Origin of the sequence: Streptomyces sp. NPDC051218, assembly GCF_044455475.1 — a bacterium.
In the GTDB taxonomy this organism is placed as follows: domain Bacteria; phylum Actinomycetota; class Actinomycetes; order Streptomycetales; family Streptomycetaceae; genus Streptomyces.
Map to the genome: position 1 here is coordinate 241,556 of NZ_JBITEU010000005.1, position 15,387 is coordinate 256,942.

A 15,387-nucleotide genomic window follows, 5' to 3' on the forward strand; every position below is an offset into this window, starting at 1 on the left:
TGTCCCGCCCCGCCTATCAATTGCTAGCGTGTGCCCGGATCTTGACCAGGCAGGGCCGGGAGAGGGGGAGCGGGGGATGGGGCGACGGGAGAAGCCGCTCGAACCTGCGGCCGGCCCCGTCCAGCGCCTGGCGCACGAACTGCGCAAGCTCCGCGTGGAAGCGGGCAGCCCCACCTACCGGTCGATGGCCGAGCGCGTGCCCTACTCGGCGCCCACACTCTCCGCGGCCGCCGCGGGGGAGCGGCTGCCGACCCTGCCCGTGCTGCTCGCCTATGTGTCCGTGTGCGACGGGGACGCCGAGGAGTGGACCGGACGCTGGTACGAGACGGTCGCCGAGGACGCCGAACGCGACACGGACGGAGGCGATTCGCCCTATCCGGGGTTAGCCCGATTCGGCACCGACGAGCGGGAGCACTTCCACGGGCGCGGTGATCTCGTGGCCGAACTGATGCGGCTCGTCTCGCAACACCGCGTCACGGCAGTGATCGGCGCATCGGGCAGCGGCAAGTCCTCGCTGCTGCGGGCCGGTCTCATCCCGGCCTTACGAGAGACCGCCGACGCCCGGCGCCCCGCCGCGATCCGCATCCTCACTCCGGGCGACCGGCCTGCCCGCACGCATCAGGGCCTCCTCACGCCCGCCGACGGCGAGGGCGACACGCTCCTCGTGGTCGACCAGTTCGAGGAGGTCTTCTCGCTCTGTCACGACCCGGCCGAACGGGCCGAATTCCTGGCCAGGTTGCTGGCGGTCCGTGCCCCGGAAAGCCGCCTGCGCGTGATCGTCGCCGTACGGGCCGACTTCTACGGCCGCTGCGCCGAACACGGCCCCCTCGCCGAAGCGCTGTCCGAGGCCGGCCTCCTCGTCGGGCCCATGTCGCCGAGCCGTCTGCGCGAGGCCATCGTCAGGCCCGCGGCGGCCGAAGGCCTCATCGTCGAGCGGACGTTGACGGCCAGGATCGTCGCCGATGTGGCGGACGAGCCGGGCGGCCTGCCGCTCATGGCGCACGCCCTGCGCGAAGTGTGGCGGCGGCGCACAGGCAAGACGCTGACGGAGGCGGCGTACGAGGCGATCGGCGGGGTGCGCGGCGCGATCGCGCACACGGCGGAGGAGGCGTTCGCACGCTTCACCGAGCCGGAGGCCATGACGGCCCGCATGCTCCTGCTGCGGATGGTCGCGCCGGGTGACGGCACGCAGGACACCCGCCGCCCCGTCGACCGCGCCGAACTGCCGGCCGGCTGCGACGACGTACTGGAGGCGCTGGTCGGGGCCCGCCTGCTCACCGTCGACGGAACGACGGTCGACCTCGCGCACGAGGCCCTGCTCAGCGCCTGGCCCAGACTGCGCGGCTGGATCGAGGAGGACCGGGAACGGCTGCGGCTGCATCGCGCACTGACCGAAGCTGCCGTCATATGGCGCGAGTTGGGGAGCGATCAGGGGGCGGTGTACCGAGGGACGCGGCTCACCGCGGCGCGCGAGACCTTCGGCGAAGACCCGGACACGGCCGAACTGACGCGCCTTGAGCGGCAGTTCCTCGCGGCGAGCGTCGCGGCACACGACGAAGGGGTGCGCGCGAAGGCACGCGCCGCTCGCCGCACCCGTACGCTGCTGTCCGGACTCGTCGTGCTCCTGTGCCTCGCGGTCGTCGCGGGGATGGCCGCCTGGCAGCAGAACCGTGACGGGGAGCGGCGCCGGGCGGAGGCCGAGGCTCGCCGGATCGTCGGCGTCGCGCGGACGCTGCGTTCGTCGGACCCGGTGACCGCGATGCGGCTGAGCGTGGCGGCGTGGCGCGTGGCGGACCTGCCCGAGACCAGGGAGGCGGTGCGCGGCGCCGCCGCGTGGCGGGAGCGGGACGTGTTCTCCGGCCTCGACGAGGGCACCGCGCCGAACGCGCCCCGCTTTCTGAGCGCGGATGGCCGCACGCTGACGTCGATGGCCCGTGATCGTGTGGTGCGCTGGGACATGCGCGACCGGCGCCGCATCGACGCGCACGCCAGGCCGGGCATTTACGAAAGAAACATGGACGTGAGCGCCGACGGGAGGCTGATCGCGCAGCACGGCGACGGCGGCGTTCAGGTGTGGGACATGCAACGGAGGCGAGCACTCGGCCGAACCTTCGGGCCAGGTGAATGGCGGGACACGGAAGGGGAGTTCGGACCCAGTGGGCGGACCTTCGTCCTCCGCTCGGGGACCCGAGGCGGAGCCACGGTCCAGGTGTGGGACGTCCGGCGCCACGAACTGCTCGACGAGATCTCCGGCAGAGCGACGGACAGCCCGGCCCCGGCGCTCAGCCCCGACGACCGGCTGCTCGCGACCTGTTCCGCCAAGGACGGCCGCCTCTCCCTCAGGGACACCGTGAAGGGACGGGAGATGCGACGGACGTGGCCGCGTGAGGTGGACGAACAGGCCTGTGGCGCTCCAGGGTTGATGTTCACGCCCGACAGCCGCGCGCTGGCGTTCGACGGGAAGGGCGGGCTCCGGACCTGGGAGCCGCGAACCGGACGGGAACGTCCGAAGATCAAGGTGCCGGGTCTCGACGAAGACAGCCTGTCCTTCAGCGCGGACGGTGACACGGCGGCTGCCCTCGGGGGTGGGGACATCACCCTGTGGCGGACCGAGGCGCCCGGCACCCCACTGCTGCGCCACCCCGTCCCCGACCGCGGGGCCACCGACGTGCGGTGGGACGCGGAAGCAGGCGTGATCCGCTACATGGCCAATGCGGAGGTCGTCAGAACCATCGAGGTCGGCACGGCCCTCTCGGCGCACCACCTGAAGCAGCCGCTCGCCGCGGCGCGCTTCAGCCCTGACGGGCGGACCTTGGCGTCCGTCGAAACCGGCGGCGACGGAGCCGAGTTCAGGCTGCGTGACGCGCGCGACGGCAGGGTGTCCCGGACGCTGCCGGGCCAGGCTTGCGGGGACTGCGGAGCACCGGCGTGGGCGTTCTCACCGGACGGGCGCAGATTCGCGTACGGGGTCGCGGGCCGGCACGGCACCACCGTGCGGCAGTGGAACGTCGGACGCGGCGAGGAGTCGTCCCGCACTCGAGTGCCGTCGTGGGTCGAGAGCCTCGTCGTCCCGGCCGAGGGGGCGGACGTGGTGACCGGGGGCGCGCCCCTGGAGGTGCAGGACAACGACAACTGGCACGTCGAGGTCTGGAAGGTGGAGGGCACCACCCGGACCAAGGAGCTGCGCCGCCGGACCGCCGGACATTCCGGCACCCTGGCTCCCGACGGCCTCTCGCTGCTCACCTGGGACGGTGTGCTGACAGACCTCGAGACGGGCCGGTCGGTGCGTGCGCTGCGCGGCGAGGACATGCTCGCCGCCGCCGTCTACAGCCCCGACGGCCGCCATCTCGCGGTGTCCGACACCAGCGGCAGGCTGACCCTGTGGGATGCGCGAGGCGCCCGCGTCCTCGGAGTGCTCTCACCCGGTTCGTACGAAGGGGGCAGTGCGAACGAGCCTCTCGGCTCCGTCCTGTCGTTCTCCGAGGACGGCCGCTACGTCGCCGCGGGCGGGGAGGACGGCACCGTACGCGTCTGGGAGACCGGCACGCCACGCCTGCAGGGCACCGAGTACCCCGGGACCGACGGGCCTGTCCTGGCACTCGGCTTCGCGGGCTCCCAACTGCGCGTGGCCACACCGCGCGTTCCGGCCCGTTCCCTGGCCGTCGACCCCGCGCGGGCGGCGCAGGCCGTGTGCGACAAGGCCCGCGGCGGCCTCACGCGGGCTCAGTGGCGGACGTATCTGCCCGGCCTCGGTCATCGGGAGGCCTGTACGGACTGAAGGGCCCCACCCCGGCTCGTGCCGGGGCGGCGCCCTCCTTCATGTCCGGTGGCGCGGGGCGGCTGCCTCAGGCCACGTCGAACGAAGCCGGGTCCGGGCCCAGGCGTCGGTCCTCGTTCAGGGCGCTGATCGCCGCCATGTCCTCGGGGTCGAGTTCGAAGCCGAAGACGTCGATGTTCTCCTTGATCCGCGACGGGGTCACGGACTTGGGGATCACCACGTTGCCCAGCTGGATGTGCCAGCGCAGGACGACCTGGGCCGGCGTGCGGCCGTGCTTCTGGGCGATCGCGATGATCGCCGGGACCTCGAGGAGGCCCTTGCCCTGGCCGAGCGGGGACCAGGCCTCCGTGGCGATGCCCTGTTCCGCGTGGAACTCGCGGGAGGCGTGCTGCTGGAGGTGCGGGTGGAGTTCGATCTGGTTGACCGCCGGGATGACCGACGTCTCCGCGAGCAGCTGCTCCAGGTGCTCGGGCAGGAAGTTCGAGACACCGATGGACTTCGCGCGGCCGTCGGCCTGGATCTTCTCGAAGGCCTTGTACGTGTCCACGGCGAGGCCCTTGGAGGGCAGCGGCCAGTGGATCAGGTACAGGTCCACGTGGTCGAGGCCGAGCTTGTCCAGGGACGCGTCGAAGGCGCGCAGCGTCGAGTCGTAGCCCTGGTCGGTGTTCCAGAGCTTCGTCGTGACGAAGAGCTCATCGCGGGCGATGCCGGAAGAGGCGATGGCCTTGCCGGTGCCCTCTTCGTTGCCGTAGATGGCAGCGGTGTCGATGCTGCGGTACCCGGCCTCCAGCGCCGTCGCGACAGCCGACCGGGCCTCGTCGTCCGGGACCTGCCAGACGCCGAAACCGAGCTGCGGCATCTCGACGCCATTGTTCAGGATGATCGGGGGGACCTTGCTCACGAGCTTTCGATCCTTAAGTCGTCGGGTGGTACTCCCATGGTCAACGATCAGAGGCGGTGCTGCATTCCTCGACCGCTTCCGGGTGAGGGCCGGGCGGTCTCGGCCCCACGACCGTTGACCGCGGTCCGTCATGACCCGACTCTATTGCACATCGCTGAACGCGGAACACTCATGTGAACGAGGGGTGAATGGCCTGCTAAGACGGGTGAATGTCCTGCTAAGGCGTGGCGGTCCCGAGGTACGCGTCCCGCACCCTAGGGTCCGCGCGGACCTCGGCCGCCGTGCCCTCGGCCAGGACGGTACCGAGGTCGAGGACCACGACGCGGGCGCAGAGTTCCATCACGAACGCGACGTTGTGCTCCACGAGGAGCACCGCGCAGTTCTCCTCGTCCGCGAGGTGCCGGATGACGGCCGACAGCTGGCCTCGCTCGTCGGCCGTCATCCCGGAGGCGGGTTCGTCCAGGAGCAGCACCCTGGGCGGGTCCGCCACCGCGCGTGCCAGTTCCACCATGCGGGCCCGGCCGACCGGGAGGGCGCCCGCGTAGTCCTGGGCCAGATGCTCAAGTCCGCACTCGCGCAGCACGGTTGAGGCACGTGCGCGTCTGTCCTTCTCGTGCGTACGCCGGGTGGGCGCCGCGAGGAGGTCGGCGGCGAACCCGCCACCGCCGCCGCGCCACTCCTGCGCGACGAGCAGATTGTCGGCGACCGTGAGCTGCCCGAAGAGCTGCTGGCGCTGGAAGGTGCGGCGCATGCCGTGGCGGGCGCGCCAGACGGGCGAGCGGCGGGTGACGTCGGTGCCGTCGAGCAGGACGCGCCCCCGGTCGGGGCGGCGGATGCCGGAGACGACGTCGAACAGGGTGGTCTTTCCCGCTCCGTTGGGGCCGATCAGGCCGCAGACCTCGCCGGGGCGCAGGCTCAGGTCCACACCGCCGAGTGCGTGGATTCCGCCGAAGCGGACCCCGATGCCGGACGCTTCGATGACGTGGTCGCTCATGGCCGGCCCACTCCCTCGGTGCTGTCCCGCGCGGCGATGCCCAGATAGGCCTCGGTCAGCTGGTCGGCCCGGACCTCGGAACGCGGGCCGCACCAGGAGACCCGGCCCTGCGCGAGGTAGGCGACGGTGTCGGCGATGCCCAGGATCTCCGCCGCCTTCTCCTCCACCAGGAGCAACCCCGTTCCGGCGTCCCGGAGTTCGGCGAGCAGCCGGAAGACCTCGTCGACCACGCGGGGGGCGAGACCGAGGGATGGCTCGTCCGCGATCAGGACCTCGGGCGGGCGCTGGAGGAGAGGTGCGAGGGCGAGCATCTGCTGTTCCCCTCCGGAGAGAGCACCTGCCGTGATCTTTCGCCGTGCCGCGAGGCCAGGGAAGCGGTCGTACACGGCGTCGCGGGCGTGCGCTTCCCGGAGGTGGAGGGCGAGGTTCTCGTCGATGGTGAGGGAGGGGAAGATGCCGCGGCCCTCGGGGGCGAGGACGACTCCCGCCCGGGAGCGGTGGACGGGGCCGCTGCGGGTGGCGTCGGCTCCGGCGACGTAGATCCGCCCTCCGGTGGGCGCGATCAGCCCTGCCGCGACTTGGCATGTCGTCGACTTGCCGGCGCCGTTGGGGCCGAGCAGGGCCAGGATCTCGCCCGGGTGGACGGTGAGGTCCACGCCGTGGAGGACGGGGGCGCCGTCGTATCCGGCGTGGACGTCGTGGAGGGCGAGGGAGGGCGGGTTCTCCTCCCTGGGCTCCTCCCCGGGCCCGCCCCTTCCCCGCAGCGGTTCCGCCGTCACCCGTGGCCGTCGATCACCGGCTCCGCCGAGTTCGTCCTCAAGCGCCGGACGGGCTGGAGCCTCCGCCACGCGCCTGCGATGCATCCGCACCGACACCGCCGCGCAGTACCCATCCGGATCATTGGCCAACGCCAACCCCGCCAGACCGAACAGGATCACCGGCAGCTGAACCGACTCCGTCACGTAGTCGGCGATCAGATGCGGCACGATCGCGAAGACGAGCCCTGCCACCACCGCGAACTGCGGCCTGCGCACGCCCGCGGCCACCACCACCGCGAGCCACACGAGCCCCGTCATGGCGGTGAAGTCCGTGGCCGTGATGCGGGTGTTGAACGACGCGTACATCACGCCGCCGAAGCCCGCGAGCCCCGCGGACAACGTGAAGAGGAGCAGCTTCGTGCGCACCACCGAGACCCCGGAGGCCATCGCGGCGGCCGGAGCGGACCGTACCGCCAGCATCGCCCGGCCCGTCGCCGACCCCCGCAGCGCACTCAGCGCGGCCACGGCCGCCGCCACGAGGACGACCATCGCGACGCCCATCGCGCGGTCGTCGCCCAGGTCGACGGGGCCGAAAACGGCGCGCGGGATCTCCCACCCGGTGTCGCCGTTCCTCAACCACCCCATCTGGAAGAGCACTTGGTCGGCGAGGAAGGCCAGGGCGAGCGTCGCGAGCGCCAGCGACCGGCCGCCCAGCCGCAGCGCGGGCAGCGCGACCAGGGCGCCGAGCACCGCCGCCCCGCACGTCCCCACCAGCGCCGCCGCGATGAACGGCCACCCATGGCTCATCAACAGGCCCGCCACGAGCGCCGCGCCCGTCACGAACGTCGCCTGCGCCAGGGACACCATCGCGCCGAGGCCCGTCACCACGGTGAAGGAGATGAAGACCAGGGAGATCGCCAGGCCCTGCGCGAGGATGCCGCTCCAGAACGGCGTGGTGACCGTGTAGAAGGACAGGGCGAGCAGCACACCGCCGACGGTCCACGGCCCCCAGCGCCGCAGCCACGACCGGCCCGCCAGATAGTCGATCGGCGGCGCGTCCACCGCCGCCGTGCCCGCCGTCCGCTGCCGCCGCGTCATCAGGAGCAGCCCGGCGAAGAGGATCAGGAAGGGGACCGCCGTACGGAAGCCGGTGATCCTCTCCGCGAAGTCCGCGTAACCGGCGACCAGGTTCTGCAGCACGCCGAGGCCGAGCCCGCCCGCGAACGCCAGCGGGATCGACATGAAGCGCCCGAGCACCGCCGCCGTGGCCGACACGAACAGGAAGAGGGTGAAGTCGTGCGAGGAAAGCCCGAGGAGGGGCGTGGCGAGGACGCCCGCGAGCCCGGCGAGCCCCGACGACAGCATCCACGCCACCGACGAGAGCCGGTCCGCGCTCATGCCCCGCAGCTCGACGAGCGAGCGGTTGTCCACCGCCGCCCGCAGCCGCAGCCCGAGCGGTGTGTGCCGCATCAGGATCCACAGCCCGATCGCGACCACGGCCGTCGCGACCCAGGTGATCAGCTGGTCCGAGTCGATGCCGACCCCGTCCATGAGCTGCCAGTTCTTGGCGGGGCTCGGCCCGACGCCCGGCAGTCCGAACTGGTTCTCGGCCGGTTTGATGGACGCCCCCGCGTCCTCGAGGAGCTCCACGACCCACAGGCCGAGCGCGGGCAGCGCGACGAGCAGCCCGATCGTCGCCACGATCTGCGCGGTCTCGCCCACCCTCGCCAGCTTGCGGAACATCAGCCGGTCGAGCCCCCAGCCGAGCGCCGGCGCCACGACGAGGACGAGCAGCAACGCCGTCGGTACGGCGGGCCAGCCGAAGCCGGAGTGCAGTTCGTAGAAGGCGAGCGCGCAGAGGTAGGCGGTCGCGCCGTGCGCGAAGTTGAAGAGGCCGGATGCGGAGTAGGACAGGACGAGCCCCGTCGCGAGCAGCGCGTACAGGGCGCCGGAGACGAGACCGCTCAGCACGAATCCCAGCAGGTCGGACACGAGTGGCCCGCCCTTCTACTTGAAGGGGATGGGTTCGTAGCACGTGAAGGGCGACGACACCGCGTACTTGCCGTCCTTCAGCTGTACGAGGGCTCCGCAGCCGAACGACTCCTTCTGTCCCTTGGGCAGGCTGCGGTCGCCGACCATCGTGTCCTGGTCGGAGAAGCCGTTCGCCGCCGCCTGGAAGGCGTCGACGGTCAGGTCCTTGCCCGCCTTCTCGGCGATCGAGAGGAAGAGGTCCGCCGACATATAGCCGGTCATCATGTGCATGTTGAGCGGGACGTCCTCTCCCGCCGTCTTCCTGATGTCCGCCTTGAACTGCTTCATCGCCGCCGTGTCCTGCTCGAAGGGCTGGAAGGACAGCAGGATGTGCACGCCGTCGAGCGCCTTCTTCGTCGCGCTCTTGGCGAGCAGACCGGGGTCGTAGTCGGTCGGGTCCGTGATCACACCCTGGAACCCGGAGCGCTTGACGGCCGTGAACAGGCCGATGTTGTACGGGGTCTGCATCACGGAGACGACGACGTCCGGCGCCTTGCCGCCGTCGGAGCGCAGGATCTCCTTGGTGTACGCCGACCAGTCGCTCGGCACGGAGGTCGCGGGCACGGTCGACTTGGCGTACGTGACCTTGTAACCGGCCGCCGCGAAGCTCTGCTTGTAGGTGCGGATGGCGAAGGTGCCCGCGTCGTTGTCGTTGGCGAGGATGGCCACGGACTTGCCCTTCGAGCCGTCCGTGACCTTCTTCAGGCCCTCGGGCCAGCTCTGGGTGATGGTGCCGCCCGGCATCGGGACCATGCAGCCGCCGAAGCCGTACATGTAACTCGGGCCGCAGAAGGGCGGGATGGTGCCCCAGCCGAACGTCGGCACCTTCTGCTTCTGGAGGAAGTCGGCGCCGGAGAAGGTGACCGAGCTCATCGGCGAGATCGCGAACACCTTGTCCTGCTGGACGAGTTTGCGTGCCGCCGCGAGATTCTTGCCGGGGTCCTGACCGTCGTCCTCCGCGCCCAGGTAGTCGATCTTCCGTCCGTGTACGCCGCCTTCGGCGTTCGCGCGGTCGAAGCGGGCCTTCGCGCCGAGGTCGGTGTCCTTCTTGCTGTAACCGCTCGCGGTCGTCATGGAGACGATGCCGCCGACCTTGATGGAGTCGGCGCTCACGCCGCGCACGGAGCCGCCTGCCTTGTCACCGCCGCTCGAATCGCTGCTGTTGGAGGCGGAGTTGCAGGCGGTGGCGAGCAGTAGCGCGGCCACGGCGGCGGTGATGGTGCGGATCGATCGCGACACGGGTCAGCCCCCTGAAGTCGAAGTGGGGCTGATTCTGTGCGGGACCTGATGAACCGTCAATAACTGGCGCGGCGGTAATTGATGAACCGTCAGAAACCCGCCCCGGACCCCTCAGGCCCGGTACAAGGCCTCGACCTCAGCCGAGTAAGCAGTCTCGATCGCCTTACGCTTGAGCTTCAGCGAGGGCGTGAGCAACCCGTGCTCCTCGGAGAACTGGTGCGCCAATATCCGGAACGTACGGATCGACTCGGCCTGCGAGACAAGGGTGTTGGCGGCCACCACGGCCCGCCGTACCTCGGTCTCCAGATCCGGGTCCCGCACCAGTTCCGTCGGGGACATCGACGGCTTGCGGCGCATGGTCAGCCAGTGCTCGACGGCCTCGCCGTCCAGCGTGACGAGCGCCGCGATGTAGGGGCGGTCGTTGCCCACCACGATGCACTGCGCGACCAGCGGATGGTCGCGCACCCGCTCCTCAAGCTGCCCCGGCGAGACGCTCTTGCCGCCGGAGGTCACCAGGATCTCCTTCTTGCGCCCGGTGATCGTGAGGTAGCCGTCCTCGTCGAGCGCGCCCAGGTCGCCGGTGGCGAGCCAGCCCTCGTGCAGGGTCGCGTCGGTGGCCTTGGGGTCGTTGAGATACCCCTGGAAGACGTTGCCGCCGTTCAGCCACACCTCGCCGTCCTCCGCGATGTACACGGTGGTGCCGGGGATGGCCTGGCCGACCGTGCCGTAGCGGGTGCGCTCGGGCGGGTTGGCGGTCGCGGCGGCCGTCGACTCCGTGAGGCCGTACCCCTCGTAGATCTCGACGCCCGCGCCCGAGAAGAACAGGCCGAGGCGCCGGTCCATCCCGGAGCCGCCGGACATCGCGTGCCGCACGCGGCCGCCCATGGCGTCGCGCACCTTGGCGTAGACGAGCTTCTCGAAGAGCGAGTGCTGCATGCGCAGGGCCGCCGAAGGCCCGGGGCCGGTGCCGAAGGCCTTGGCCTCCATCGCGTCCGCGTACCGCACGGCGCACTCCACGGCCTTGTCGAAGGGCCCCGTCTTGCCGTCCTTCTCGGCCTTGCGCCGCGCCGCGTTGAAGACCTTCTCGAAGATGTACGGCACGGCCAGGATGAAGGACGGGCGGAATGCCGCCAGGTCCGGGATGAGCGCCGCCGCGTTCAGGCTCGGCTGATGGCCCAGCTTGACCCCGCCACGGACCGCGGCGACCTGCACCATGCGCCCGAAGACGTGCGCGAGCGGCAGGAAGAGCAGCGTCGTCGCCTCGTCGCCGCGCCGGGAGTGGAAGACCGGCTCCCAGCGCTGGATGACGGTCTCCGCCTCGAACATGAAGTTCGCGTGGGAGATCAGACAGCCCTTGGGGCGGCCCGTGGTGCCCGAGGTGTAGATGATCGTGGCGATCGAGTCGGGGGTGACGGCGCGGCGGTGGCGGTTGACCACCTCGTCGTCGATGTCCTGGCCCGCGCGGTACAGCTCGTCCACGGCGTCGGCGTCCAGCTGCCACAGCCTGCGCAGCTGCGGCAGCCGGTCGATCACCGAGCCGATCGTCATCGCGTGGTCCTCGTGCTCGACCATGGCGGCCGACACCTGCGCGTCGTGCAGCATCCAGAAGACCTGCTCGGCGGAGGACGTGGGGTAGACGGGCACCACCTGGGCGCCGACCGACCAGAGCGCGTAGTCGAAGAGCGTCCACTCGTAGCGGGTGCGGCACATGATGGCCACGCGGTCACCGAAGCGCACGCCCTGGGCGAGCAGTCCCTTGGCGAGCGCCATCACCTGGTCGCGGAACTCCGCCGATGTGACGTCGCGCCACACACCGTCGGTCTTGCGGCCGAAGGCGACGTGGAGCGGATCCTCAAGGGCATGGTCGAACACGACGTCGGCAAGGCCGCCCACCAGCGGCGCCGACGCCAACGGAGGGTTCGTGAACTCGCGCAATGATGCTCCTTGTGGCGCTCCGCACAGCGCCGGTGACGGTACCCCACCGCGCAGCCCGGCGGGAGAGGGGTGACCGACCCCTCGGTACGTACCATCCACGCTGGTCAGCCGGTGAAATCCGGCCACAAGGGGAGAGGCGGGACAGAATACTTACGGTTCAGTAAGTTTCGGTGGCGTAATCTCCACCGAATCTGTACGCAGCGGTTACGGCTGTGGCTGCTTCTCGGAGACGGACCCGGCAGCAGCCGGAACCACCGCCTCCGGAGGCTTCCGCGCGGACCGCACCATGGCGAGAACCGCGACTCCGGCCACCAGACCCACCACCCCCGCGACGAGCGCCCCCGCGTTGAGGCCGGAGGCGAACGCCGCCCGCACTTCATGATCGGAAAGCGTGCCACGCAGGGCCGCCGCACCGCCGCCTGCGACCGTGTGAGCCGCGTCATGGCCGAGCGAGTCCTGCATCCGCGAGGTCAGCACGGTGCCGAAGGCGGCCACCCCGACCGCGTATCCGAGCTGCCGGAAGGTGTTGACCGCGCCGCCCGCCATCCCCGCGTTCGCGGGCGGCACCGCCGCGAGGGCCGCTCCTCCCAGGGCGGGCGAGACAAGGCCGGTGCCGATGCCCGCGAGCGTGAGCCCCGGGACGAGCGAGCCCCAGGACGACCCGGCGTCGAGCACCGCGAGGGCGACCCCGCCGGCGCCGATCAGGAGCAGACCCACGCCGATGGTCAGCCGCGCGGGCACCCCGTGCAGCAGCCGGCCGCCGATCGCGGCCACGACGAACGAGGTCGCGGCCAGCGGCAGCATGACGAGGCTGCCGGTCACCGGACTCATCCCGAGCACGGTCTGCAGCCAGATCGAGAGGTAGGGCATCAGACCGAACGCGGCCGCGTTGTAGCCGATCGCGCCGACCAGTACGCCCGTGAAGGCGGGCATGCGCAGGAGCCTCAGATCGAGCAGCGGATGCGCGACACGGCGTTCGACGGCCACGAAGGCGGCGAGCGCGAGCACCGCGATGCCGAGGGTCACCACGGTGGGCGCCGACGTCCAGCCCTCGGTGCCGGCCCGCACCACCCCGTACGTCAGCGCGCCCGCGAACAGCGCGAACGTCACCGTGCCCGCCCAGTCGACCCGGCGTCCAGCAGGAGCCTTCGACTCCGGCACCACGCGCAGGGTCAGCCACATCGAGGCGACGCTCACCGGCAGGTTCACGAAGAAGATCCACCGCCAGCCGGGCCCCTCGGTGAGCAGCCCGCCGACGATCGGCCCGAGCGCCGCCGCCGCCCCGCTGACCGCGCCCCAGACGCCGAGCGCGAACGACCGGTCCCGCCCCTGGTAGGCCGCGCCGAGCAGTGGCAGCGTCGTCGCGAACATCGCGGCGGCGCCGAGTCCCTGCAAGGCGCGGGCGGCCACCAGGGCATCCGCGTTCGTGGCGAGCCCGCAGCCGAGCGAGGCGAGCGCGAAGAGCGCGGTGCCCGCCACGTTGAGCCGCCGCCGGCCGAGCACGTCCGCCGCGGCGCCGACCCCGAGCAACAGCGCGGCGAGCGCGAGGGCGTAGCCGTCGATCACCCATTGCAGATCACTGAGCGAGGCATCGAGCGCTCTCGCCATGTCGGGTAGTGCCACCACCACGATGGTCACGTCCAGCAGCAGCATGAACGTCCCCAGGCATACCGCTGTGAGCGGCCCCCATGTACGCATCTTCGACTCTCTCCTCGTCCGATTCGTACGACGCGTGTATGTGCCTCGTACGGCTCGTACGATGGAGTTCGCCCGGACGATCCAGGGCATCAGTCACGAGAGAACGAAGGAATTCGACACCGATGGACAGTGCAGGAGTGGAATCCCCCACGTCGGGCATGCGGGACTCGTTCGACGCCAGACTCCTCCAGGCGCTGGAGATCGACGGCCGCGCGCCCTTCAGCAAGATCGCCGCCGTCCTCGGCGTCTCCGACCAGACCGTCGCCCGCCGCTACCGCAAACTGGTCTCCGACGGCAGCCTGCGGATCGTCGCCGTACGGGATCACGAGAAGCTCGGCCAGGACCAGTGGATGCTGCGGCTGCGCTGCGCCCCCGACGGCGCCGACGCCATCGCCACCGCCCTGGCACGCCGCCCCGACACCTCATGGATCGGCCTCACGTCCGGCGGCACCGAAGTCGTCTGCTGCACCCGGCCGCGCACCCGCACCGACCAGGACGAGCTGCTGCTGGCCAAGCTCCCGCGCACCCCGCACATCGTCGACATCCGCGCCCAGCAGATGCTGCACCGGTTCTTCGGCGGCCCCGACGGCTGGCTGATGAAACACGGGCCGCTGAGCGAGGAGCAGATCGCGGCCCTGCGTACCGCGCAGGCCGCGTCCGCCGTCCGCACCGATGTGCCCCAGCGGATCGAGCCGGAGGATGAGCCGCTCGTCGCCGCGCTCGAACAGGACGGCCGCGCGACCTACCCGGAGCTCCAGCGGGCGACCGGGCGTTCGGAGTCGGCGGTCAAGCGCCGCCTCGGCGCACTACTCGCCTCCGGAGCGATCTACATCGACCACGAGTACTCGAACGACCTCGTCGGGCTGCACGTCGGGGCGATGCTCTGGATCACCACGGCTCCGTGGGCCATGGACTCGGTGGGCAAGGCACTGGCGTCCCACGCCGAGATCGCCCACGCCACCGCCGTGGCGGGCCCCTCCAACATCATGGCGACGGCCGTGACCCGGGACATCCCCGCGCTCTACGCCTACCTCAGCGGAAAGCTGGGGCGGCTCGACGGCGTCCAGCACGTCGAAACGGCGCCTTTCATGCGCCGCGTCAAACAGCTCACGTACCGGCCCTATCTCCGGTGACCCGGCCCTGTCCCCGCTGATCGGCACCTATCCACGCTGACGCCGCCGGTGCAGCCGGTCGCCGCCCGCGAGGATCGAGGCCGCGAGCGCGTCCGCCGCGCCCTGCGCCGAGGCCCGCCGCTCCCCGTGCAGGAGTACGAAGTCGACCGCGCCCAGCTCCGGAAGGCCCGCCCGCTCCGGGACGCGGACCAGGCCGGGCGGGATCAGGCCATGGGAGTGCGCCATCACGCCGAGTCCCGCGCGGGCGGCGGCCACGAGGCCGTTCAGGCTGCCGCTCGTGCAGGCGATCCGCCAGGCACGGCCCCGCCGCTCCAGGGCCTCGAGGGCCAGCGCGCGGGAGATGCCGGGCGGCGGGAACACGATGAGCGGCACCGGCTTCTCGGGGTCAAGGCGCAGCCGCTGCGCGCCGATCCAGACCAGCTCGTCGTGCCAGACCAGCTCGCCACGCGGGTCCTCCGGGCGCCGCTTGGCCAGGACCAGATCGAGCTTGCCCGCGTCCAGCTTCTCGTGCAGCGTGCCCGACAGCTCGACCGTCAGCTCCAGATCCACGTCGGGGTGCTCGTGCCGGAACGACTCCAGGATGTCGGTGAGCCGGGTCAGGACGAAGTCCTCCGACGCCCCGAACCGCAGCCGTCCGCCGAGCCGCGTCCCGGTGAAGAACGCCGTCGCCTGCTCGTGCACCTCCAGGATCCGCCGCGCGAAGCCGAGCATCGCCTCGCCGTCCTCGGTCAGCTCCACGGAGTGGGTGTCCCGCGCGAAGAGCTGGCGTCCGGTGGCGTCCTCCAGGCGGCGCACGTGCTGGCTCACCGTGGACTGGCGAAGCCCCAGGCGCCGGGCGGCCTGCGTGAAGCTCAACGTCTGGGCCACCGCGAGGAACGTGCGGAGCTGGGCGGGGTCGTACATGGTCACGAGGTTATCGC

General features: G+C 71.3%; 9 protein-coding genes. 2 read left to right on the forward strand and 7 right to left on the reverse strand.

Annotated features, from left to right (window positions below; genetic code table 11):
* The first annotated feature begins 76 nt into the window (after positions 1 to 76).
* Positions 77 to 3,778, forward strand: coding sequence for a hypothetical protein (locus ACIBCK_RS17435; RefSeq protein ID WP_399391070.1), 3,702 nt, complete (start codon positions 77 to 79; stop codon positions 3,776 to 3,778).
* A gap of 67 nt (positions 3,779 to 3,845) precedes the next feature.
* On the opposite strand, the gene ACIBCK_RS17440 is transcribed toward ACIBCK_RS17435, so the two are convergent.
* The 6 genes from ACIBCK_RS17440 to ACIBCK_RS17465 form a co-directional block, all read right to left on the reverse strand.
* Positions 3,846 to 4,679: an aldo/keto reductase gene (locus ACIBCK_RS17440; RefSeq protein ID WP_399391072.1), complete on the reverse strand. Its 834-nt coding sequence runs from the start codon at positions 4,677 to 4,679 to the stop codon at positions 3,846 to 3,848.
* A gap of 217 nt (positions 4,680 to 4,896) precedes the next feature.
* Entirely contained in the window at positions 4,897 to 5,673 is a 777-nt protein-coding gene (locus ACIBCK_RS17445; RefSeq protein WP_399391074.1) for an ABC transporter ATP-binding protein, read from the reverse strand.
* A complete protein-coding gene (locus ACIBCK_RS17450) occupies positions 5,670 to 8,423 on the reverse strand; it encodes an ATP-binding cassette domain-containing protein (protein ID WP_399391075.1) in 2,754 nt (917 codons plus the stop codon). Before ACIBCK_RS17450 ends, ACIBCK_RS17445 begins: the two co-directional genes overlap by 4 nt.
* Before the next feature lie 15 nt (positions 8,424 to 8,438).
* A complete protein-coding gene (locus ACIBCK_RS17455) occupies positions 8,439 to 9,701 on the reverse strand; it encodes an ABC transporter substrate-binding protein (RefSeq protein ID WP_399391077.1) in 1,263 nt (420 codons plus the stop codon).
* Between the two features lie 111 nt (positions 9,702 to 9,812).
* Positions 9,813 to 11,636, reverse strand: coding sequence for an AMP-dependent synthetase/ligase (locus ACIBCK_RS17460; RefSeq protein ID WP_399391079.1), 1,824 nt, complete (start codon positions 11,634 to 11,636; stop codon positions 9,813 to 9,815).
* Between the two features lie 204 nt (positions 11,637 to 11,840).
* Positions 11,841 to 13,334 carry an MFS transporter gene (locus ACIBCK_RS17465; protein WP_399391081.1) on the reverse strand — a complete coding sequence of 498 codons (1,494 nt, stop codon included), beginning with the start codon at positions 13,332 to 13,334 and terminating at the stop codon, positions 11,841 to 11,843.
* A gap of 122 nt (positions 13,335 to 13,456) precedes the next feature.
* Here ACIBCK_RS17465 and ACIBCK_RS17470 point away from each other — a divergent pair, with 122 nt between their 5' ends.
* Positions 13,457 to 14,467 carry an Lrp/AsnC family transcriptional regulator gene (locus ACIBCK_RS17470; RefSeq protein ID WP_399391082.1) on the forward strand — a complete coding sequence of 337 codons (1,011 nt, stop codon included), beginning with the start codon at positions 13,457 to 13,459 and terminating at the stop codon, positions 14,465 to 14,467.
* A 27-nt stretch (positions 14,468 to 14,494) separates the two neighbouring features.
* Here the strand turns inward: ACIBCK_RS17470 and ACIBCK_RS17475 are convergent, their stop codons facing one another.
* The gene (locus ACIBCK_RS17475; RefSeq protein WP_399391084.1) at positions 14,495 to 15,370 is read right to left on the reverse strand and encodes a LysR substrate-binding domain-containing protein; all 876 of its coding nucleotides are present in this window, start codon (positions 15,368 to 15,370) and stop codon (positions 14,495 to 14,497) included.
* Positions 15,371 to 15,387 lie beyond the last annotated feature (17 nt).

Bases quoted from the DNA above. Each gene is read 5' to 3' on its own strand.
- ACIBCK_RS17435 (WP_399391070.1), top strand. From the start codon at position 77: ATGGGGCGACGGGAGAAGCCGCTCGAACCTGCGGCCGGCCCCGTCCAG.
- ACIBCK_RS17445 (WP_399391074.1), bottom strand. From the start codon at position 5,673: ATGAGCGACCACGTCATCGAAGCGTCCGGCATCGGGGTCCGCTTCGGC.
- ACIBCK_RS17465 (WP_399391081.1), bottom strand. From the start codon at position 13,334: ATGCGTACATGGGGGCCGCTCACAGCGGTATGCCTGGGGACGTTCATG.
- ACIBCK_RS17470 (WP_399391082.1), top strand. From the start codon at position 13,457: ATGGACAGTGCAGGAGTGGAATCCCCCACGTCGGGCATGCGGGACTCG.
- ACIBCK_RS17475 (WP_399391084.1), bottom strand. From the start codon at position 15,370: ATGTACGACCCCGCCCAGCTCCGCACGTTCCTCGCGGTGGCCCAGACG.